The 20,851-nt window shown below is 72.5% G+C and carries 19 protein-coding genes; 3 read left to right on the forward strand and 16 right to left on the reverse strand.

All coding sequences use genetic code 11. From position 1 onward, the window contains the following. The first annotated feature begins 81 nt into the window (after positions 1 to 81). Complete coding sequence (locus ABEB03_RS39435; protein WP_345657791.1) at positions 82 to 765, forward strand: DUF5995 family protein; 684 nt, start codon at positions 82 to 84, stop codon at positions 763 to 765. 90 nt (positions 766 to 855) lie between these two features. Next, positions 856 to 1,785 carry an LLM class F420-dependent oxidoreductase gene (locus ABEB03_RS39440; protein WP_345657792.1) on the forward strand — a complete coding sequence of 310 codons (930 nt, stop codon included), beginning with the start codon at positions 856 to 858 and terminating at the stop codon, positions 1,783 to 1,785. A 102-nt stretch (positions 1,786 to 1,887) separates the two neighbouring features. On the opposite strand, the gene ABEB03_RS39445 is transcribed toward ABEB03_RS39440, so the two are convergent. From ABEB03_RS39445 to ABEB03_RS39490, 10 genes are all read right to left on the reverse strand, one after another. Then, positions 1,888 to 3,585, reverse strand: a complete 1,698-nt coding sequence (locus ABEB03_RS39445) for a flavin monoamine oxidase family protein (RefSeq protein WP_345657793.1) — start codon at positions 3,583 to 3,585, stop codon at positions 1,888 to 1,890. Between the two features lie 77 nt (positions 3,586 to 3,662). Next, positions 3,663 to 4,451: a carbon-nitrogen hydrolase family protein gene (locus ABEB03_RS39450; RefSeq protein WP_345657794.1), complete on the reverse strand. Its 789-nt coding sequence runs from the start codon at positions 4,449 to 4,451 to the stop codon at positions 3,663 to 3,665. 607 nt (positions 4,452 to 5,058) lie between these two features. After that, positions 5,059 to 5,439, reverse strand: a complete 381-nt coding sequence (locus ABEB03_RS39455) for a DUF742 domain-containing protein (RefSeq protein WP_345657795.1) — start codon at positions 5,437 to 5,439, stop codon at positions 5,059 to 5,061. Between the two features lie 7 nt (positions 5,440 to 5,446). After that, positions 5,447 to 5,917 carry a roadblock/LC7 domain-containing protein gene (locus ABEB03_RS39460; RefSeq protein ID WP_345657796.1) on the reverse strand — a complete coding sequence of 157 codons (471 nt, stop codon included), beginning with the start codon at positions 5,915 to 5,917 and terminating at the stop codon, positions 5,447 to 5,449. Then, complete coding sequence (locus ABEB03_RS39465; protein ID WP_345657797.1) at positions 5,907 to 8,627, reverse strand: sensor histidine kinase; 2,721 nt, start codon at positions 8,625 to 8,627, stop codon at positions 5,907 to 5,909. Before ABEB03_RS39465 ends, ABEB03_RS39460 begins: the two co-directional genes overlap by 11 nt. A gap of 142 nt (positions 8,628 to 8,769) precedes the next feature. Then, entirely contained in the window at positions 8,770 to 10,296 is a 1,527-nt protein-coding gene (locus ABEB03_RS39470) for an HAD-IA family hydrolase (RefSeq protein ID WP_345657798.1), read from the reverse strand. Positions 10,297 to 10,394: 98 nt separating this feature from the next. Beyond that, the gene (locus tag ABEB03_RS39475) at positions 10,395 to 11,456 is read right to left on the reverse strand and encodes an ABC transporter ATP-binding protein (protein WP_345657799.1); all 1,062 of its coding nucleotides are present in this window, start codon (positions 11,454 to 11,456) and stop codon (positions 10,395 to 10,397) included. Between the two features lie 4 nt (positions 11,457 to 11,460). Beyond that, positions 11,461 to 12,285 carry an ABC transporter permease gene (locus ABEB03_RS39480; protein WP_095933007.1) on the reverse strand — a complete coding sequence of 275 codons (825 nt, stop codon included), beginning with the start codon at positions 12,283 to 12,285 and terminating at the stop codon, positions 11,461 to 11,463. Then, the gene (locus ABEB03_RS39485) at positions 12,273 to 13,175 is read right to left on the reverse strand and encodes an ABC transporter permease (protein WP_345657800.1); all 903 of its coding nucleotides are present in this window, start codon (positions 13,173 to 13,175) and stop codon (positions 12,273 to 12,275) included. Before ABEB03_RS39485 ends, ABEB03_RS39480 begins: the two co-directional genes overlap by 13 nt. Then, positions 13,172 to 14,329 (reverse strand): ABC transporter substrate-binding protein, encoded by a 1,158-nt coding sequence (locus tag ABEB03_RS39490; RefSeq protein WP_345657801.1) that lies wholly within the window; start codon positions 14,327 to 14,329, stop codon positions 13,172 to 13,174. The genes ABEB03_RS39485 and ABEB03_RS39490 overlap by 4 nt, the downstream gene beginning before the upstream one ends. Before the next feature lie 211 nt (positions 14,330 to 14,540). Here ABEB03_RS39490 and ABEB03_RS39495 point away from each other — a divergent pair, with 211 nt between their 5' ends. Beyond that, positions 14,541 to 15,290 carry a GntR family transcriptional regulator gene (locus ABEB03_RS39495; RefSeq protein ID WP_345657802.1) on the forward strand — a complete coding sequence of 250 codons (750 nt, stop codon included), beginning with the start codon at positions 14,541 to 14,543 and terminating at the stop codon, positions 15,288 to 15,290. A gap of 102 nt (positions 15,291 to 15,392) precedes the next feature. Here ABEB03_RS39495 and ABEB03_RS39500 read toward each other — a convergent pair whose 3' ends face one another. From ABEB03_RS39500 to ABEB03_RS39525, 6 genes are all read right to left on the reverse strand, one after another. Continuing rightward, complete coding sequence (locus tag ABEB03_RS39500; RefSeq protein ID WP_015661832.1) at positions 15,393 to 15,845, reverse strand: Lrp/AsnC family transcriptional regulator; 453 nt, start codon at positions 15,843 to 15,845, stop codon at positions 15,393 to 15,395. A gap of 10 nt (positions 15,846 to 15,855) precedes the next feature. Further along, on the reverse strand, positions 15,856 to 17,322 hold the full coding sequence (locus ABEB03_RS39505; RefSeq protein ID WP_345657803.1) for an amino acid permease: 1,467 nt from the start codon (positions 17,320 to 17,322) through the stop codon (positions 15,856 to 15,858). A gap of 528 nt (positions 17,323 to 17,850) precedes the next feature. Then, the gene (locus tag ABEB03_RS39510; RefSeq protein ID WP_345657804.1) at positions 17,851 to 18,246 is read right to left on the reverse strand and encodes a hypothetical protein; all 396 of its coding nucleotides are present in this window, start codon (positions 18,244 to 18,246) and stop codon (positions 17,851 to 17,853) included. 180 nt (positions 18,247 to 18,426) lie between these two features. Then, on the reverse strand, positions 18,427 to 19,869 hold the full coding sequence (locus tag ABEB03_RS39515) for a GuaB1 family IMP dehydrogenase-related protein (protein WP_345657827.1): 1,443 nt from the start codon (positions 19,867 to 19,869) through the stop codon (positions 18,427 to 18,429). Positions 19,870 to 19,976: 107 nt separating this feature from the next. Then, complete coding sequence (locus tag ABEB03_RS39520; RefSeq protein WP_345657805.1) at positions 19,977 to 20,354, reverse strand: barstar family protein; 378 nt, start codon at positions 20,352 to 20,354, stop codon at positions 19,977 to 19,979. After that, positions 20,351 to 20,848 carry a guanyl-specific ribonuclease gene (locus ABEB03_RS39525; protein WP_345657806.1) on the reverse strand — a complete coding sequence of 166 codons (498 nt, stop codon included), beginning with the start codon at positions 20,846 to 20,848 and terminating at the stop codon, positions 20,351 to 20,353. The genes ABEB03_RS39520 and ABEB03_RS39525 overlap by 4 nt, the downstream gene beginning before the upstream one ends. Between the last annotated feature and the right edge of the window lie 3 nt (positions 20,849 to 20,851).

A 20,851-nucleotide genomic window follows, 5' to 3' on the forward strand; every position in this document is an offset into this window, starting at 1 on the left:
CGCCACGGACGGTTCCCCCGTTCTGGGGAAGCGTCCGGCCCGGCGGCACTGCGGCCAGCCTAGGACTGGGACGCTGCCCCCATGGCGCAGTCGGCACAGTTCAGCGATCCCGTCGGCACGGTGGGCACCGTCGTCTCCCGCATGCGCGCCCTCGACGCGAGGCTGCCCGGGCGGGACGGCGTCGCCGTCTTCAACCGCGTCTACCTCACCGTCACCGAGGAGGTCGGCCGGCGTCTGGAGGCCGGTGACTTCCCGGACCGGCGGGCCACGACAGCGCTAGACGTACGGTTCGCGGAGCGCTATCTGACGGTGGCGGAGGAGGGGCGCGCGCCCGCCTGCTGGCGGCCCCTGCTCCAGTTCCGCCGCCATCCGGGCGTACGTCCGCTGCAGTTCGCGCTCGCGGGCATCAACGCGCACATCGGGCACGATCTGGCGCTCGCGGTCGTGGACACCTGTCGTACGCTCGGCTGCGAACCGGCCGATCTGGAGGACGAGTTCGACCGCGTGGGCGACCTCCTCGTCTCGTTGGAGGAACGCGTCCGCGAAGATCTGATGCCGGGCCCCGACCTGCTCCAGATCGCCGATCCGCTCACCCATCTGCTCGGCTCGTGGAGCCTGGAGCGGGCGCGCGACGCCACCTGGGCGGCGGCGCGGGCCCTCTGGGCACTGCGCGAACTGGCCGATCTGGCCGATGAGTTCGCCGAGCGCCTCGACGCGGCGGTCGGGTTCGCCGGCCGGATGATGCTCACGCCGCTGCCCGACTGATCCGGCCACGCCGCGCCCGGATCGCCGGAACTCCCCGGAGATCGCTGTACGTTGATCGACGGGCACACCCGGATGCGAAGGAGCAAAGGTATGGCGACTCGGCTCGGCCTCGGTCTCCCCCAGATGAAGCAGTACGACCTCGGGCGGGACGTGCCCGAGGTCGCTCGCACGGCCGAGCGGATCGGGTACGACAGCCTGTGGGTCTTCGAGCGGGCCCTGTTCCCGGATCCCCCGACCCAGGGGCTGTACGGCATCGAGGGGCTCCCCTGGCCCGAGTCGTACCGCGGGGTCGCCGAACCCCTCGTCTCACTGACCCTCGCGGCCGCCGCCACCGAGCGCGCCCGGCTCGGCACCAGCGTGCTGATCGCCCCGCTGCACGTGCCGTTCCAGCTCGCCAAGTCCCTCGCCACGCTCGACGCGGCGAGCGGCGGACGCGTCGTCGCGGGCCTGGGCACGGGCTGGTCGCACGACGAGTACGCGGCGGCGTCCGTACGGCCTTTCGCCGAGCGCGGCGAGGCCCTCGACGAGATCATCGCCGTGTGCCGCGCCGTGTGGGGCCCGGACCCGGTGGTCTACGACGGCAAGGTCACCAGGATCGCGTCGGCCGCGGTCGGTCCCAAGCCGGCCCGTCCCATCCCGATCCTGCTGGCCGCGGGCTCGCCCAAGGCCCGGCGCCGCCTCGTCGATGTGGCGGACGGTTGGATGCCCGTGGGTCTCGGTGTCGGGCAACTGACCGAACAGTGGGGTCAGTTGCAGGACCTGGCCGCCGAGCGCGGTCGCACCCGGCCGATCGAGACGGTGCTGCGCACCAACGCCCGGTACTCGGCGAAGGCGTACGAGGGCGAGCACCGCCACCCCTTCCAGGGCAGCGTCGACCAGATCGTGGAGGATCTGGCGGCGCACGCGGAGCTCGGCTTCGACGAGATTTTCCTCGACCTCCAGAGCTCGGTGCGGGACGCCGAGGAGCTCAAGGACGTGGCCGCCGAGGTGTACACCGCGGCGCGCGCGGCCGGAATCTGACGTCGCCGCCGACGGACGGAGTCCGGCTCCGGCGCGGGCGGGCGGAATCTGACTCCGGCGCGGGCGGGCGGGATCGGCCCGGCCTGCCCGCGCCGGACGTTTTCAGTCCTCGGGCAGTTCCACCGGTGCGATCTCGTCGTAGACGTCGCCGGGACCCGGGTTGGTCGCGTCGGTCTCGCCGCCCAGCTGGTGCATGACGCCCCACACCGCGTTCAGCGCGGTCTGCACGGCGCCCTCGGCCCAGCCTGCCGTCCAGGAGATGTCGTCTCCGGCCAGGAAGATGCCCCGCTTGTCCTCGGGCAGCCCGTCCTGCATGAAGTGGGTGAACAGGCGCCGCTGGTAACGGTAGTGACCGGGCAGGTTGGCCTTGAACGCGCCCATGAAGTACGGCTCGTTCTCCCAGGACACGGTCACCGGGTTGCCGATCACGTGCTTGCGGATGTCGACCTTCGGGTAGATCTCGCCGAGCGACTTCAGCATGACCTCCATGCGCTCGTTCGCCGACAGCGGCAGCCACTTCAGGCTGTCGTCGCACCACGTGTACGAGAGGCAGATGACGGCGGGCCTGTCCGGGCCGTCGTCGAGGAGGTAGGTCCCGCGGGTCATGCGGTCGGTGAGCGTCATCGACATGACGTCCCGGCCCGTCTCCTCGTCCTTGTCGAGCCAGAACGGCCGGTCGACCGGCACGAAGAGCTTCGAGGACTCCATGTAGTGGGTCCGCTCGATCGCCGTCCAGTGGTCGATCGGGAAGAGCGAGTCGTCGCAGGCGATCTTGGAGAGCAGCATCCAGGACTGCGCGGTGAACACGGCGGCCTTGAAGGTGCGGATGTCGCCGTCCGCGTCGGTCACGGTGATCCCGTTGCCCGCGGTGCGGTGCAGCCGGGTCACGGCCGGGCGGGGCTCGCCGTTCTCGTGCAGGCTCGCCAGCGAGGTGCCGTACGCCCAGTGGACGATCTTCTCCGGCTCGCGCTCCCACAGGCGCAGCGGCAGCTGCTGGGAGCCGCCGACGATGCCGCGGTGGTGGTCGTCGGCCTCGGTGTAGACGACGCGCAGGATCTCCAGGATGGAGTTCGGGAAGTCGGTGTCCCAGCCGCCGGTGCCGAAGCCGACCTGGCCGAAGATCTCCCGGTGCCGGAAGGACTTGAAGGACTCGGAGTCGCAGAGGAAGCCGTAGAAGGTCTGGTTGTCGAGCTTCTCGACGAGCTTCGCCCAGATCTCGCGGATGCGCGGCACGTCGCGCTCCCGCATGGCCTGGTTCATGTCCGAGAAGTCGGCGCCCTCTTCGAGGCACTTGTTCCAGGCCTCGGCGACGTCGCGGTAGACCTGCGGCAGGTCGTCGATCGTCTCGGCGTAGTGCGACTCGCCCTTGAGGTCGACGACCGTGGAAGGCGTCGACTCGGCCAGCGGGTTGGGGAACGGCCGGGTCTCGAGGCCCACCAGGTCGATGTAGTGCTGGAGCGCGGTGGAGGAGGGCGGGAAGCGCATCGCGCCCATCTCCGCGCTCAGCGACGGGTCGCAGCCGTCGAAGCCCACGGTGCGCAGCCGGCCGCCGATCTGGTCGGCCTCGTACACGACGGGCTTGAGACCCATCTTCATCAGCTCGTAGGCGGCCACGATGCCGGAGAGACCACCGCCGATGATCGCGACCTCGGTGCCGTGCTCGGTCGCGGGTATCTGGCCGAGCCCCGCGGGGTGCGCGAGGAAGTCGTCGTACGCGTAGGGGAAGTCCGGGCCGAACATGGTGATCGGCGGCTGCTGCACGTCGGCGTGCTGGACGGCGTTGGGCACCGTGGACGTCATGGGGTACGGACTCCTAGCGGGAAAAGCGTGCGGGGCTGGCCGGTGGGGCGGGGGCGGGGCGCCGGGGCGGCGGGGTGTCAGATCAAGGACCCGTAGAGGCCGGGGCGGCGGTCCTTCAGGTACGGGTTCGTCTCGCGCGAGTCCGCGAGCAGGACGGGGTCGGCGTCGGCGAGGACCAGTTCCTCGCCGCGGCCGGCCCGGGCGCGGGCGATCCCGTCGGGCCCGGCCAGCGTGGAGAGCCCGACGAACTCGAACTCGCCCTCGGGACCGGTGCGGTTGACGTACGCGACGTACATCTGGTTCTCGAAGGCCCGCACCGGGACGACGGACTCGGCGACGAACTGGAACGGATGCATCTGCGCGGTCGGGACGATCAGCAGGTCGGTGCCGGCCAGCGCGTGCGCGCGCACGTTCTCCGGGAACTCGACGTCGTAGCAGATCATCAGGCCGACACGCAGGCCGCCGAGCTCGGCCTGGACGACGGGCTGCTCGCCGGGCGTGAAGTGGTCGCGCTCGAAGCAGCCGAAGAGATGCGTCTTGCGATAGTTCGCGAGGCGGGTGCCGTCGGCGGAGATCAGCTGCGCGGAGTTGAAGACCCGCTCGCCGTCGCGCTCCGGGTAGCCGTAGGCGACGGCCACGCCGTGCCGGGTGGCGATCTCGGCGATCGCGTCGGCGGAGTCGCCGTCCGCGGGCTCGGCGAGGCGGGCGACGTCGTCGCCGATCGCGTACCCGGTGAGGAACATCTCCGGCGTGGCCAGCAGCCCGGCGCCCGCTGCGGCGGCACGGCCCGCGGCCTCGTCGAGCACCTTGAGGTTCTCGACGACCGAGCCGGGGCGGCCGGAGCTCTGGAGCAGGGCTGTGCGCATGCGTGTTCCTCACCGGTACGGAGGGGTTTGGGGGGCCAGATAGACGGTACGGTCGGCGGGCTCGGCCGGACAAGAAGGACCCGTTGCGCGGCACTGGACGAATCGTTGCGTGCCCGTGGCCTTCGGCGGTGATTCGTTGCGCGCCCTCGGAAGGGGCTCTGCTGCCCCTGAGGCGCAGGTCACAGGCGTGCGACCGGCCGGCGACCGCACGGCCGCGCCCCGGCGGCCCACGCTCCGGGCCCGACGCACGTATCCGGCCCGTCGGCCGCCGCCCGCCGGCTTCAGCGGCGGGGCTCGCACGGGCCCCGGAGACCAGGCCGGGACCGGCGCCGCCGACAGGGCTCGCCGATGCCCCGATGCCCCGTGCCCCGCTGCCCCGGCTGGTCTTCGCGCCGACGCCCGGACTCGCGTCGGTCCCGACACCCGGACCGCGTCAACTCCAGATGACCTGGCCCGTCGGCCGCCACGGCCGCGGCCGGGCACGCACCGGCCGTGGCGCCCGGGCCGACCTTCGCGCCGACGCCTGCTCTCGCCTCGGCCCCGATGCCCGGCCACGTCGGCCCCGGAGACCAGGCCCGCCGGTCACGGCACCGCACGCGTCGGGTCCTCAGAGCTCGCGCAGGCGCTCGACGATCTCGCGCAGCAGCTCCGGGTCGGCCACCGGTCCGCCCGGAGCGTGCCGCGGCGGGTCGTCGACGCGCACCAGACCGGCCTCGGCCAGGTCGTCGAGCAGGACGCGCACGACGGTCAGCGGCAGGTCGGCGTCCGCGGCGAGCTCGACCACGGGCCGGGGGCCGCGGCGCACGTGCTCCAGCAGGGCGGCCCGGGCGTGGTCCACACCCGGGAGCCCCGCGTCCGTGTCCAGGGCGGTGACCCGCGACATCAGGTCGATCGCGTGCCGGTCCGAGGGCCGGGTCCGCCCCCGCGTCATCGTGTACGGCCGCACCATCGACCCGGTCTCGTCCTCGTACCAGTGGTCGTCGGACACGGCGGGCTCAGGGCCCCGCCGGTTCGGCGGCCGACCGTACGGCGGCGGCCATGTGCCGGCCGACGCGGCGGACGAGCAGCGTCATCTCGTGGGCGAGCTGTCCGACATCGGTCTGCACGTCGCTCAGTACGGCGAGCCGGCTGCCCTCCCCGGCAGGGGTGATGAAGAGATACGCGTCGTCGAGCATCACCATGGTCTGGCGCACCTCCCCCGCCGCGAAACGCTCCCCTGCCGAGCGGGCGAGGCTGTGGAAGCCGGCGCAGACGGCGGCGAGGTGCTCGATGTCCGCGCGCCGCATGCCGTCCGAGCGGCTCAGCGGGAGCCCGTCGGCGGTCAGCAGTACGGCCTGGCGGACGTGGTCCGTTCGGGCCACGAGGTCGTCGAGCAGCCAGCCGAGGTCCGCTCCGGGCGGTTCGGCGGCGGTGTCCGCGGGCCCGGGGACCTCGGTGGGGCCGTCGGTGATCTGGTCACGGCGCATCGTCGGCGTCCGTCCCTTCCTCGGTGTCGGTTCGCGGCGCGGATCCGGGGTCCGTGGGCAGGCCCCTGCGGCCCCGGTCGAGTCCGCGCTGGAAGGCGCCGAAGACGGCGCGCATCTCCTCGGGCGTGACCTCGCGTTCCGGTGCCTCCTCGGACGCCGGCTCCTCGGTGCGCAGCCCGGCGGCGAGGGAGGCCTGGCGCACGCGGGTCGGCAGGGCGGGAGCGCCCGCGGCCGCACCGGCTTCCGGCCCGTGTGCGGCCTCCTGCCGTCGGTCCGGCTCACGACCGGCGCCCCGCCGCCCCTCGGACCCCCGACCCGCGCCACGCCACTGCTCCCGCTCAGGTACTCCGTTCCGTCCGGGCTCCCGCTCAGGTACTCCGTCCCGTCCGGGCCCCCACTCACGGGCTCCGTCCCATCCGGGCCCCCACTCACGGGCTCCCTCCCGTTCGGGCTCCCACTCACGGGCTCCGTCCCGTGGGGGTTCCTCACGGGCACCTTCCCGTCCGGGCCACCGCACCCCGGGTCCCTCCTGCCACCGCTCCCCCTCCCGCTCGCGGACCGTGTCCTGCCCGGCCTCCGGCGCGGCGTCCGCCGCCTCGCCCGGCTCCCCTGTCCGTTGCTGGGGCAGGACCGCCGTCCGGTTCCGGGAGGGCAGTGCCCGGCGATCCGGGTCCGGCGTCCCCGCCGATCGGCCGGACCCGGTCGCCGGGCGCTCGGTCGCCCGGCCCTCGGGTGCCGTCGCCGGCCGCGCGCGCTCCCGTCGTGCGAGCTCGGGGCGGCCCGGCTCCGGCCGTTCGGGCTCCACCGGGGCGAGGACCGCCCGGGGCAGCAGTACGACCGCCGTGGTGCCGCCGTAGGGCGAGCGGCACAGCGTGACCTCGATGCCGTGCCGTGCGGCGAGCCGCCCCACCACGTACAGCCCGAGCCGGTCGTGCCGCGTCGGGTCGAAGTCGTCCGGCGTGGTGAGGGTGCGGTGGGCCTCCTCCATCTGTTCGGGGTCGAGGCCGAGGCCCCGGTCGTCGATCTCCAGGACGAAACCGCCGCCGGCCCGGCTCGTGCGCAGGGTGACCTGGGTGTGCGGCGGCGAGAACACCGTGGCGTTCTCGACGAGTTCGGCGACGAGGTGGACGACGTCGGCGACGGCGTCCGCGGCGATGCCCGTGTCCGGCATCGGCGGGACCACCACGCGCGCGTACTCCTCGATCTCGCTCACCGCGGAGGACACCACGTCGGCGACGGGCACGGGCGCCCGCCATCGGCGGCCCGGTGCCGCGCCGGAGAGGATGATCAGGCTCTCCGCGTGGCGGCGCATGCGCGTGGTGAGATGGTCGATCCGGAACAGGTCGTCCAGCACGTCCGGGTCGTCGGTGCGCCGCTCCAGCGTGTCGACGAGTTTGAGTTGCCGGTGGACGAGCGCCTGGTTGCGGCGCGCGATGTTGAGGAGCACGGCGAACAGTCCGCGGCGCAGGGTGGCCTGCCGGACGGCGGCCTCCACGGCGGCGAGGCGCGCCGTGTTGAAGGACCGGCCCACCTGGCCGATCTCGTCGGCTCCCGCCTCCCCGTCGGCCAGGGGCGGTGCCTCGGCGGCGGCGTCCACCTCCTCGCCGGCGCTCAGCCTCCGCATGACGTCCGGGAGTTGGCGGGTGGTCAGGCGGTCGGCGGCGTCACGCAGCGCCTCCAGGCGGCGCGAGATGCGGCGGGCGCCGCGCACGGCGAACCACAGGGAAAGGCCCACCGCGGCGAGGCCGAGCGCGCCGACGATCGCGGCCTTGGCGAGCTCCCGGTAGGCGAACGCCCGCCCGCGCTCGGCGGAGTTGACGGCCGCCCGGGTGCACGACTGCATGTAGCGCTTGACGGCGCGGTCGGTCGTGGTGCGCCAGGAGCCGGCCGCGACGGCCTCCCCGGCACGCTGCGCCCCGGCCCGCAGCAGGAAGTCCTCGCCCCGGGTCAGCTCCCGGTGCACGTCTGCCCGCTGGAACCCCTCGAAGAGTGCGCGCGAGTCGGCGGGGAGGTCGGGCACATAGGTCCGCTCGAAGACGCGGCGGTCCTCGATGGTCGCGGTGAGCGTGTCGTACTGCCGGTCGGTGAGCGATCCGGCGGCCCGCGCCCCGGCGACGAGGGCGTCCTCCCGCGACACGAACTCCCGTACCCGCACCAGCTCGATCACGACCTGGGCCTCACGGGCGAGTTGTCCGGCCTGCAGCGCGGTGAGCGCCGACTGGACGTCGAAGCCCGGTTCCACGAGGGCGCTGTACTCGGTGACGGCGCGGTCCCAGGAGATGTCGCGGGACAGCACGCGCTGCCGCAGTCCGTCGAGGCCGTCCACGGAGTCGAGCATGGTGTCGAGGACTTGGCGCTGCCGGTCGGAGAGCGTGCCCCGGTCGCCGCCCCGGATCGCCTCGCGCATGGCCGTCACGGCACGGTCGGTCCGGCGCTGCTGCTCCATCAGGTCGAGGGCCGCGGCCGTGCGGGGCTCCGCGCCCAGGTACGCGGCGGCGAGCCGGCGTTCGATCTGGATCTGCCCGATCGCCGTGTCGACGGGGGTGCCGAAGGACTCGTACACCCCCTGGACCCGGACGAGCGCGCGGAGTTCGCCGGTCACGGAGACCATGGCGAAGCTCCACAGCGCCATGAGGGCGACGACCGGGGCGAGCGCGAGCGCCACGATGCGGGTACGGACCGTGGAGGGACGGCCGAAGGGCCAGCGCATGGACTCCCCAGGACGGCAGGACGGTCGGGTGGCCGGGCGACGGTTCGTTACCCATCGGTGTTACTCGCTGGTAGCGAGTGCGCGGATCAACCTAGGGGATGGCGTGCTCGAAGCGCAATGGCTGTCCGCGCCGGCTCCCGGCTCACCCACCCGCCGTCGGGCCGGCCGGCTGGGCCGCGCCCGGAGCGGCGGCGCGGGGCAGCGCGAAGGTCGTGACGACCGCCGCGTGGTCCGACGGCCAGTCGTTGCCCGCGACGTCCGGCCAGCAGCGCGGGGTGCCGCTGACGACCGTGCGCGAGTCGAGCACGCGCAGACCGCGGTGCAGGACGAAGTCGATGCGGTCCTGGGGTTCGGGCCGCCCGCTGCCGTCCTCGTGCAGCCCGTGCACCGGCGACCAGGTGTGGCCCGGTTCCCGCGCGGGGTCGGGGTGGGCCTCGCGGTACGAGTCGCGCAGTCCGGCCTCCTCGGCGGCCCTCGTCACGGGCCACTCGACGTCCTGCCGGTCCAGATGCGAGGGCGCGTTGAAGTCGCCGGTCAGCACCACCGGCACGGCGTCGTCCGCCGCGTCCGCGATCCTCCGGAGGATCTCCCGCATCTGTGCCAGGCGTACGCCTTCGTGGGCGATCAGCTCGTCCGCCGCGAGCCCGTCGAAGGCGGCCTCGTACGGGCCGTACGGGGTGTGGTCGAGGTGCGCGGTCCACACGTCCAGCCGCTGTCCGTCGTCCAGCCGGATCCGCACGCCCGTGCCGCCGTAGAAGCCGACGTCCGGGTCGCCAAGGCGGGCCGTGACGGGGTACCGGCTGATGACGCCGAGGTTGTCGCCGGCGCGGTGGTGGTGCCAGCCGAGCGCGTCCGCGAGTTCCCGGGCGGAGTCCCCGTACGTCTCCTGGAGCCCGACGACGTCCGCGCCCGTCTCCGTGATGACCTTGAGCTGCTTCGCCCGGTGGTCGTCGACCTCGGTGCCGCCGCACCAGAGGTTCCAGCTCATCACCCGCAGCTCGCGCGGCGCGACCATCGCCCGCAGTCCGTCCGGGGTCACCTCCTCCAGGCTGGCGAGGACGGTGCGTCCGGCGGCGGGGGCGATCGGCGCGAGGGAGGGCACGGCGAGCACGGCGCAGCCGGCCGCCTCGGCGGAGGTGACCCCGGTCGGGGTGTCCTCCACGGCGACGCAGGCGGCGGGCTCGACACCGAGGGCGCGGCAGGCGGCGAGATAGGGGTCGGGGGCGGGCTTGGTGTGTTCGGTGTCGTCGGCGGTGACCGAGACGGCGAAGCGTTCGGCCCCGAGAGCCCTGAGGACCGTGTCCGCCACGGACCGGGGCGACGCGGTGACCAGGGCGGTCGGCACGCCGTCACGGGCCAGGGCGTCCAGCAGCCGCGTCGCCCCCGGGCGGGGCACGACGCCGGTGCGGACGCGGTGCGCGAACTCCCTGTGCAGCTCCTCGGCGATCTCCGGCACCGGGGCTCCGGTGATCCCGCCGAGCCATGCGGCGGTGTGCTCGACGGGCCGTCCGAGCACCTCGGGCTGGTCGGCGCCGGTCAGCCCGTGCCCGAGCCCGTCGGCCACCTGCTCCACCGCCTCCCACCACAGCCGCTCGGTGTCCACGAGCGTGCCGTCCATGTCGAACAGGACGGCCTGGAGGGTGGGCCGCGGGGTGGTGCGGTGGGTCACGGGGCTCTCTTTCGTCGGGGGGTGTCGGTGGGTGGGACGCGTGCAGGTGTCTGCGTGGTGTGGGGCGGTGGGGCTCGCCGACGCGTGCCCCGCGCCGTTCAGGCGGAGCGCTCGGCGACCAGGACGGGCCTGTCGGGCAGGCTCACCGTGACCGCGCCGCCCGGGCCGAGTGCCGCGGCCTCGTGCGTGGCCAGGTCGGCCTTGACCTCGGTCCCGTCGGCGAGCCGCACGGTGACGCGGGTGGCCGCGCCGAGGAACGCGGTGGCCACGACCTGGGCGGCACCGCCGTCGTCGGCCCGGACCCGGACCGCCTCGGGCCGTACGAGCACGTCGACGTCCCGTCCGGCCGGGGCGTCGCCGTCCACCGGCAGCCGCAGGCCGAGGACCTCGACGGTCCCGCCGTCCAACTGCCCGGGGATCCGGCTCATCGTGCCCACGAACTCGGCGACGAAGGCGGTGGCCGGGCGCCCGTACAGCTCGGCGGGTGCGGCGCACTGTTCGAGCCGCCCGGCACGCATGACCGCGACCCGGTCCGCCATGGAGAGCGCCTCCTCCTGATCATGCGTCACGAACACGGTGGTGATGCCGAGTTCCTGCTGGAGGCGGCGGATCTCGTCGCGGAGGGTGAGCCGCACCTTGGCGTCCAACGCGGACAGCGGCTCGTCCAGCAGCAGGACGCGGGGCCGCAGCGCGAGCGCCCGGGCGAGGGCGACCCGCTGCTGCTGTCCGCCGGACAGCTGGTGAGGGAAGCGTTCTCCCTTGTCGGCCAGTCCCACGAGGTCGAGCAACTCGGCGGCACGGGAGCGCCGTTCCGCCGTACGCACCTTGCGCATACGCAGCCCGAAGGCCACGTTGTCGAGGGCGCTCAGGTGTGGGAAGAGGCTGTAGGACTGGAAGACCATCCCGGCGTCACGGCGGTGCGCCGGGACTCCCGTGACGTCCTCGCCGTCGACCAGCACCTCGCCGGAGTCGGGGTGTTCGAACCCGGCCAGCATGCGCAGTGCCGTGGTCTTGCCGCAGCCGGACGGGCCGAGGAGGGCGAGGAGTTCACCCGGCCGCACCGTCAGGTCGAGGCCGTCGAGCGCGACGGTCGGACCGAACTCCCGCCGTAGGGACCGGAATTCGACGGTGGCGGCCTTATCGAGCGTGGCGACGGTCATTGGTTCATCCCCGGTCTGCCGAAGCGGTTGCGGTACGGGAGCGCCCGCCGAGGACGGCGAGCGTGAGGAGCAGTGCCCAGGTGACGAGGAGGCTGAGCACGGAGACGGCGACGGACAGCTGGGCCTGCGAACCGCCGACGCTGTAGATCCACACGGCGAACGGCTGGAAGCCGAGCAGCTGGGCCACCGTGAACTCGCCGAGGACGAGGGCCAGTGTGAGGAAGGAGGCGTTCAGCAGGGCTCCGCGCAGATTGGGCAGGACGACCCGGACCAACGCCTGCGGCCAGCCGGCGCCGCAGCTGCGGGCGGCCTCGACGAGGGTGCGTACGTCGACGGCACGCAGCCCCGCGTCCAGGGCACGGTGCACGAACGGCAGTGCCATCACGACGTACGCGAGGACGAGCACGAACGGGAAGTCGGGGTTCTGGAGGGCCACGAACGTCTGGAACAGCGGCGTGCGGGAGAGGTGTTCGGGACCCCACTTGAGCACGGTGGAGATCCCGGCGACGAACGCGATCGGCGGGACGACCAGCGGCAGCGAGCAGACCACCTCCACGACCGGCCGCAGCCGGGGCGCGCCGAGCCGCAGGGCGACCATGGCGGGCACCATCAGCAGCAGGACGACGGCGATGGTGGCGGCGGCCAGTTCCAGCGAGAGCAGCAGGCTGGAGGCGAAGCCGTCGGTGGAGACGATCTCGCTGTACGCGTCGAGGGTGACACCACGGCCGGGCACGTCCACCGTGAAGATCACGGACGCCGCCAGGGGCACCAGGAAGTACAGCCCGGCGAGGGCCAGGACGGCCCAGCGCCACAGGTTCAGGCGAGCCATCGCGCGCTCCGTCGTTGCAGGGGCAGGTACACGACCATGACCAGTCCGGCGACGAGGACCATGTCGAGGCTGAGGGCGAGCGCCACGTTCTCCTGGCCGACCAGGACGTTGCCGGAGATGGCGTCGGCGATCTGGAGGGTGACCAGCGGGACCGCGCTGCCCACCATGGCCGCGGCGGTCGCGTACGCGGCGAAGGCACTGCCGAACAGCAGCACCAGGCCGCCGAGGAGCGAGGGCGCGAGGACGGGCAGGGCCACGTGCCGCCAGTACTGGAAGGCGGTCGCGCCGTTGTTCTGCGCGGCCTCGCGCCACTGGGAGCGCAGTCCGTCGAGGGCGGGCGTGATGGTGAGCACCATCAGCGGGACGAGGAAGTACAGGTAGACGACCACCAGGCCCCAGAAGCTGTACAGGTTCCAGCCCTTGCCGGTCAGGCCCAGATGCCGGGTGAGCACACCGGAGTTGCCGAGGGTGGCGACGAAGGCGAAGGCCAGCGGGACACCGCCGAAGTTGGCGAGGACGCCGGACGCGGTGAGCACGGCCTCGCGCAGGGCACGCGAGCGGGAGGTCACCACCGCCTGGGCGAGCGGCAGTCCGAGGACGGTCGCGAGGGCCGCGGAGACGGCCGACAGCTTGACGCTGCCGACCAGCGCCGTCAGATAGGCACCCTGGAGAGAGGCGGTCAGGTTGGCCGCGGTGTACGACGTGGCGCCGGTGGCCTGGTCCTCGACGGTGAACGCGCCGTTCAGCATGGCCAGGGCCGGGATGCCGAACGCGATCGCGACGAAGACGAGCAGCGGGACGACGGCGAGCCGGCCGGAGGCGCGGCGCCGCCGCTGCTGCTTGCCTGCAGCGGCGGGCGCCGTGTCGGTCTCGGTGAGGACGGCGGTCATCCGGAGACGGCCTTGCCCCAGCCCTGGGCGAGGACCGTCTTGGCCTTGCTCTGCTGGGCCTCGCTGGGGAAGCTCGGCGTGCCGGACACGGCGGGGAGCTTGCCGGCGGCGGTCTTGTCGAGCGTGCCGGCCTTGTCCATGGCGGTCATCAGGGCCGGGCGGGCGTACCCCTTGAGCCAGAGGTTCTGGCCCTCGGCGCTGTACAGGTACTCCTGCCACAGGCGCGCGGCCGCGGGATGCGGGGCGCCCTTGTTGACGGCCTGCGAGTAGTACTGGGAGAACTGGCCGTCCGCCGGGACGGCGACCTTCCAGTCGACGCCCTTGGACTTGAACTCGTCTGCGTAACCGGCGTTGAGGTAGTCCCAGTCGATGCTGATCGGCGTCTCGCCCTTCTCGACGGTGGCCGGAGTCGACTCTACGGGCGTGTAGTTGCCGTTCTTCTTCAGCTCGGCGAAGAAGTCCAGGCCGGGCTGGATGTCGTCGAAGGAGCCGCCGTTCGCGAGCGAGGCCGCGTAGACACCGCCGAAGGCCGAACCGGACTTGGTGGGATTGCCGTTGAGCGCGACCTTGCCCTTGTACTGCGGCTTGAGGAGGTCCTTGAAGGTCGTCGGGCACTCCTTGACCTTCTTGGCGTCGCAGCCGATGGAGATGTAGCCGCCGTAGTCGTTGTACCAGCGGCCCTCCGCGTCCTTCTGGCCCTCGGGGATGTCACCGAACCCGGCCACCTTGTAGGGGGCGAGCAGCCCCTGCTGGGCGGCGCTCAACGCGAAGGAGCTGCCGAGGTCGAGGACGTCGGGTGCACGGTCCTGGCCCTTGCGGGACGTGACGGCGTTGATCTCGTCCTGGCTGGAGCCGTCCGGGTTCTCGACCTCGACCCGGATGCCGTACTTCTTCTTGAAGCCGTCGATGAGGGCGCCGTAGTTCGCCCAGTCACGGGGCAGCGCTATCGCGTGCAGCGTGCCCTCCTTCTTGGCGGCCCGGACGAGGGCGTCGAGGCCGCCGAGGTCCGCGGCGGAGGTCGCGGTGGCCGCGCTCTTGCCGTCGGCGGAGGTCGCCTTGTCGTCGGGGGCGGCGCCGCAGGCGCTCAGGGCGAGTGCGGCGGCGACGGCGAGGCCGCCGGTGAGGAGGGCGGTCCTCGGCAGGAACACGGTCACGGTCTCTCCAGGAGTACGCACGAGGGTGTGATGGAGCGGAGAACTTGTCTGAACAAGTTGGCCTCAGTAGGCCCGCCAGTGGTGTCCTGTCCGTAAACTTTGGCGAAACCGTGACCCCCGATTCCCTGCACAATCCCGGGCATGCCCGAACACGTCCTGATCTCGATTACGCTGATCACGCTGTGCACAGCAGTCGGATCCGAGGGGAAGCATGGCGGCGCGACACGAGGAGATCGCCGACGAACTGCGGCGGGCGATCGACCGCGAGCAGTACACGGTGGGCAGTCTGCTGCCCGCGGAGACGGAGCTCGCGGCCCGGTACGGAGTGTCGCGCGGCACGGTCCGCCAGGCCGTGGCGGCGCTGACCGCCGAGGGGCTCATCGGCTCACGGCAGGGCGCCCGGCGCGTGGTCCTGGCCAGCCGGCGCAGCCAGAGTTTCGCCGAGCTGCGCAGCTTCGCGCAGTGGGCGCGCGCGATGGGGCGCGAGGCGACCGGGCATGTGGTGGCGCAGGAGTACCGTCCCGCGACGACGGAGGACGCCGTGCGCCTTCAACTCCGCGAGGGGACAAGGGTGTTGCATGTGCTTCGGGTGCGCGGCCTGGACGGCGAGCCGGTGCTGCTGGAGCGGACGGTGTACGCGGACTGGGTCTCGCCCGCCGTCGAGGTCATCGAGCCGGACTGCCCGTCCGTCACCCAGCGGCTCTTCGAGGACACCGGTGTGGTCTTCGCCTACGGCGAGCACGTCATCGACGCGGTCGCGGCGGGCGCCCAGGACTCCGAACTGCTCGGTGTGCGCCGCACCAGCCCGCTGCTGCGGGTCCGCCGGGTCACCACGACACGCGAAGGGCGCCCGGTGGAGTGGTCCGACGACCGCTACCGCTCGGACGCCGTGAGCTTCAGCGTGCACAACTCGACGGGAAACAACGCCCTGGCCCGCAAGACGGCGGAACAGCCCCGCTAGGGGCGCGAGGAACGGCGCGCCCAGCCCCCGGCAGGCCCCGCACCCGCGCACAGCCCGCGCCCCCACCCCGTGGGCGCAAAAGGTCACTTGCAGGGCCGCCGACTAGGTGGGCGACCCCGAGGAAAACCGACGCAACAGAGGCGACAGCACCAGCACCGACTTCGTCCGCTCCACGAACGGCTCCCCGGCGATCCGTTCGAGGACCCGCTCGAAGTGCCGCATGTCGGAGGCGAAGACCTGCACGACCGCGTCCGCCTCCCCGGTGACGGTGGAGGCGGCCACGACCTCCTGATACCGCTCCAGCCCCCGCTGGATGGTCTCCGGCGAGGTGTTGCGCCGGCAGTAGATCTCGACGAACCCCTCGGTCTCCCAGCCGAGCGCCGCCGGGTCCACCCGTACGGTGAATCCGGTGATGGCGCCGGTCGCGCGCAGCCGGTCCACGCGCCGCTTCACGGCGGGCGCGGAGAGGCCGACGAGTTGCCCGATGTCGGCGTAGGAGCGGCGGGCGTCCTCGGCGAGGGCGTGCACGATGCGTTCGTCGAGATCGTTCAGCACTGCGGGTGGTTCACTTTTCTACGGTGGCGATACGGGAGCGGCGATAGCCGTAACTGAAGTAGAACACGAGCCCGACGGCCATCCAGACTCCGAAGACCACCCAGGTGACGGCCGAGAGGCTGCCCATCATCCACACGCACAGCGCGAAGCCGATCGCGGGCAGCACGGGTGACAGCGGCACCCGGAAAGTGCGCCGCATGTCCGGGCGGGTCCGGCGCAGCACCACCACGGCGACATTGACCAGCGCGAAGGCGAAGAGCGTGCCGATGCTGGTGGCGTCGGCCAGCTGGCCGAGCGGGATGCAGGCGGCGAGGACGCCGCAGAAGAGCGAGACGATCACCGTGTTCGCGCGGGGCGCGCCGGTCTTCGGGTGGACCTTGGAGAAGACCTTCGGCACCAGGCCGTCGCGGGACATGGCGAACAGGATGCGGGTCTGGCCGTACAGGACGGTCAGGACGACACTCGCGATGGCGATGACGGCGCAGGCGGCCAGCAGGGTGCCCCAGAACGTCTGACCGGTGACGTCCTTCATGATCTCGGCGAGCGCGGCCTCCGAGTCGCCGAACCGCCGCCAGGGCTTGGCACCGACGGCGACGGCCGCGACGAGGACGTACAGGGCCGTCACGATGACCAGCGACAGCATGATCGCGCGGGGCAGGTCGCGCTGCGCGTCCTTCGCCTCCTCACCGGCCGTGGAGGCGGCGTCGAAGCCGATGTAGGAGAAGAAGAGGGTCGCGCCCGCGGCGCTGACGCCCGCCATGCCGAGCGGCATGAAGTGCTCGTAGTTGCCGGAGCGGAAGCCCTGGACGCCGATGGCGCAGAACAGCACCAGCGCGGCGATCTTCACGACCACCATGATCGTGTTGGCGCGCGCCGACTCCTTCGCCCCGCCCAGCAGGAAGGCCATCGCGAGCAGGACCACGATGAGGGCCGGCAGGTTGAAGACGCCGCCGTCGCCGGGCGGCGCGGAGAGCGCGTCCGGGATGGTGACGCCGATGGTGCCGTCGAGGAGCTCGTTCAGGTACTCGCCCCAGCCGACCGCGACGGCCGCGACCGAGACGCCGTACTCCAGGACCAGACACCAGCCGCAGATCCAGGCGATCAGTTCGCCCATGGTTGCGTACGCGTAGGAGTACGAGGACCCGGCGACCGGGATCGTGCCCGCCAGCTCGGCGTAGGAGAGGGCGGAGAAGAGCGCGGTGAGTCCGGCGATCACGAAGGACAGGGTGACCGCGGGCCCGGCCTTGGGGACGGCCTCGCCGAGGACGACGAAGATGCCGGTGCCGAGCGTGGCGCCGATGCTGATCATGGTGAGCTGCCACAGCCCGAGGGAGCGCCGCAGCGTTCCTCCCTCGCCCTGGCCGCCCTCGGCGACCAGGCGTTCCACCGGCTTGCGGCGCATGAGGCGCGCTCCGACGCCGGGGGACGGTGGGGAGGATGTGGTGCGGGACTGCGGGGGTGCGCCTTGGTCGAGCACGCGCTGGCTCCTTGATCGCTGCCGGTCGGAACAGCGGGGACCGGCGGCACCCCTGCGAGCAGGAACCCACCGAGCGGGGTCCCCGCCACGCCTATGTACAGCGCATGACCCTACGAGTCCTGCCTTCGCGGGCGTAATGCAGCAACCTTGCGCATCTCCGCAAGATCGTTGCGTTCATCGCATCCCGGCGCGTGTTCGTTGCGCGACCCCTTTCGATGGTTGCGTGAGGCGCCTTTCCGCACGTCGCGCGGGGGTTCGCGACGGCCTCGCGAGGTCGGGCACGAACCGCTCCGCGCCCTCCTGCGGACACCGCTCCACGACCCCCGAACTCCCGCCGCCCGAACGCGATCTCACGACCCGTCACCACCCGGCGCCGGCCCCGGCCTGGCCACAGCGAGCCATCCTGCGTCGGCTGCGCACCCGCCGGGGCCGCCGCGTGCGCGGCCGACCCGGCAACCGTGTGCGCGCCCGCGCCGATCGCGGCCCCCGTCGGTTCCGGAGTGCTGACGACCGGTCACGCCGACGGTCTCAGGTCTCGTCCGGATCCCCGGCCAGCGCCCGCGCCCGTGCCGTGTCCTCCTCGTCGAAGCCCATGAGTCCGGGCTGCCCGTAGGCCGCCGCCTGCGCGTCGATCCAGCGCGTATGGGCCTCCCAGGCCGCCTGCTTGCTGGCGCCCAGGGCCGCGCCGATCTGCGACCAGGAGGCACCGCTCTCGCGGGCGGCGCGGACGGTGAGCTGACGGCCGTGGGCCGCCTTGCGGGCGACCACCTCGCTCAGCGCGAGAAGTTCGAGGAGCTCGGCCCGGTCGAGGGACTCGGCGTCGCTCCCCGCCCCGGCAAGCGAATCCCGCGCCCGCAGGTCGTCGAGGCGGGCCACGGCGGTCAGCAGGGTGTGCTGCGGTTCGATGCTCTGTGGCGTCGTCATGTCTCCAGAGTCACGTCAAGCGAACTTGACGGCAAGAGAACCTGACGACCGCCGGTCCGCCCTTCCCTCGACCGACCGCCGCCCTGTCCCCCGGCACCCGTCGGTCCGTCCGGGGCACGACATGCGTACGGCCCCTCTCCCCCCGCAGCGGGGAAAGGGGCCGTACGGCGGGTGCGCGCGTCAGCTCCAGCTGGCGTGCAGCGGCTTGCCCTCGGCGTAGCCGGCCGCGCTCTGGATACCGACGACGGCCTTCTCGGCGAACTCGGCGAGGGAGTTGGCACCGGCGTAGGTGCAGGAGGAGCGGACACCCGCGATGACCGAGTCGATCAGGTCCTCGACGCCCGGACGGGCCGGGTCGAGGAACATGCGCGAGGTCGAGATGCCCTCCTCGAACAGCGCCTTGCGGGCCCGGTCGTACGCCGACTCGTCGCTGGTGCGGTTCCGGACGGCACGGGCGGACGCCATGCCGAAGGACTCCTTGTAGAGACGGCCGTCCGCGTCCTGCTGGAGGTCGCCCGGGGACTCGAACGTCCCGGCGAACCAGGAGCCGATCATCACGTTCGACGCGCCGGCGGCCAGCGCCATGGCGACGTCGCGCGGGTGCCGGACACCACCGTCGGCCCACACGTGCTTGCCGTACTTCTTCGCCTCCGCGGCGCACTCCAGGACGGCCGAGAACTGCGGCCGGCCGACACCGGTCATCATGCGAGTGGTGCACATGGCGCCCGGCCCGACACCGACCTTGATGATGTCCGCGCCCGCCTCGACGAGGTCCTTGACACCCTCGGCGGCGACGATGTTGCCCGCGACGATCGGCACCTGCGGGTCGAGCCCGCGCACCGTCCGGATCGCGCTGATCATCGACTCCTGGTGCCCGTGCGCGGTGTCGATGACGAGCGTGTCGACGCCCGCGTCGAGGAGCTGCTTGGCCTTGCCCGCGACGTCGCCGTTGATGCCGACGGCGGCGGCTATACGCAGCCTGCCGCCCGCGTCGGTGGCGGGCGTGTACAGCGTGGCGCGCAGGGCGCCCTTGCGGGTGAGGATGCCGGCGAGCCTGCCGTCGCCGTCCACCGCGGGGGCGTAGCGACGGTTGGCGGCGTCCAGCCGGTTGAAGGCCTCGCGCGGCTCGATCTCCGCGTCGAGCAGCAGCAGGTCCCGGGACATGACCTCGGACAGCTGTGTGAAGCGGTCCACGCCGGTGAGGTCGGCGTCGGTGACCACGCCGACCGGGCGGCCGTCCTCGTCCACGACGACGCCCGCGTTGTGCGCACGCTTGGGCAGCAGCGCCAGCGCGTCGGCGACGGTCTGGTGGGGCGCGAGGACGATGGGGGTGTCGAGCACCAGGTGGCGTCCCTTGACCCAGCTGATGACCTCGGTGACGACCTCGATCGGGATGTCCTGCGGAATGACGACGAGGCCGCCGCGGCGGGCGACGGTCTCGGCCATCCGGCGGCCCGCGATCGCCGTCATGTTGGCGACGACGAGCGGGATCGTGGTGCCCGTGCCGTCCGGGGAGGTGAGGTCCACGCCCTGACGCGAGCCGACCGCGGAACGGCTCGGCACCATGAAGACGTCGTCGTACGTCAGGTCGTAAGGGGGCTGGATGTCGTTGAGGAAACGCACGTGCTGCACATCCCAGTCGATCAGAGGTGGCCCCCGGACAGGTCAGCCAGGGGGAAGAGCACGTACTTCATTGTCCCATGCCGTCCTGTATGCGGTGCCCGCACAGATCATCCAGGCTGGTCAGGGGGTAGTTCGTCGGATCCTCCGAGAGAGAGGACGACGGAGAGTGCCGCGTCGAACTGTTCGTAGTGCCCGGCGGCCGACTCCAGCACCTGCTGCGCGACCTCCCACTCCTCGGGCCGCGCCTTCGCGTACCGCCGCCAGCCGGTCACCACGAGCAGTCTGCCCGGACTCGCGGGCCCCCAGTCCGGGTCGCCGAGGACGTCCGCGAGCGCGTCCCAGTTCCGTCCGAACCAGTCCGGCAGGTCGAGTGCGCGCACGCAGCGGGCCATGAAGCCCGCCTTGTCGGTGATCCCCGTCAGGTCGAGCACGGTGACCTGCCAGCCGGCCGCGTGGCACACCTCCGCGAGGGGGCCTCGGGTCATCTCAGCACCGCCCTGAACGACTCGTAGTGGTCATCGGTGTAGTACACCTCGCCGTGCAGCCCGGTGACCAGCCGACGGGCTCCCCGGTCGCTCTCGCCCGGGGTCCGAACCGTGTACTCGTGGTAGTACCCGCGCTCGTGGCGCGGTAGCAGTCGTTCGAAGTTGCCGAAGACGGTTCCGTCCTTGGCGTACGGGAAGGGGCCGCCCCGGTCGATGAGTGTCAGGGTCCGGCGGGCCTCGGCCGGGAGCCGGGACTCGGCGACGGTGGGCATGCCGCCGACCCAGGAGGGGGTCGCCGTCGGCCTGCCCGCGCCCGTCGGTGCCGGCGTGTCCAAGGGCGCCCGCGTGCCGGTCGAGTCTCGCGTGCCTGTCGGCGTGTCCGTCGACGTCGTGCCCGTCGAGGGGTTCGTGTCCGCCGACGCGCAGCCCGTCAGGAGAACCGCGAGGCACAGCAGGAGGCCTGAGAGCGCACGGGGGACGGACCGCAGCAGCATGTC

The organism is Streptomyces siamensis (genome assembly GCF_039543605.1).
Classification (GTDB): Bacteria; Actinomycetota; Actinomycetes; order Streptomycetales; family Streptomycetaceae; genus Streptomyces; species Streptomyces siamensis.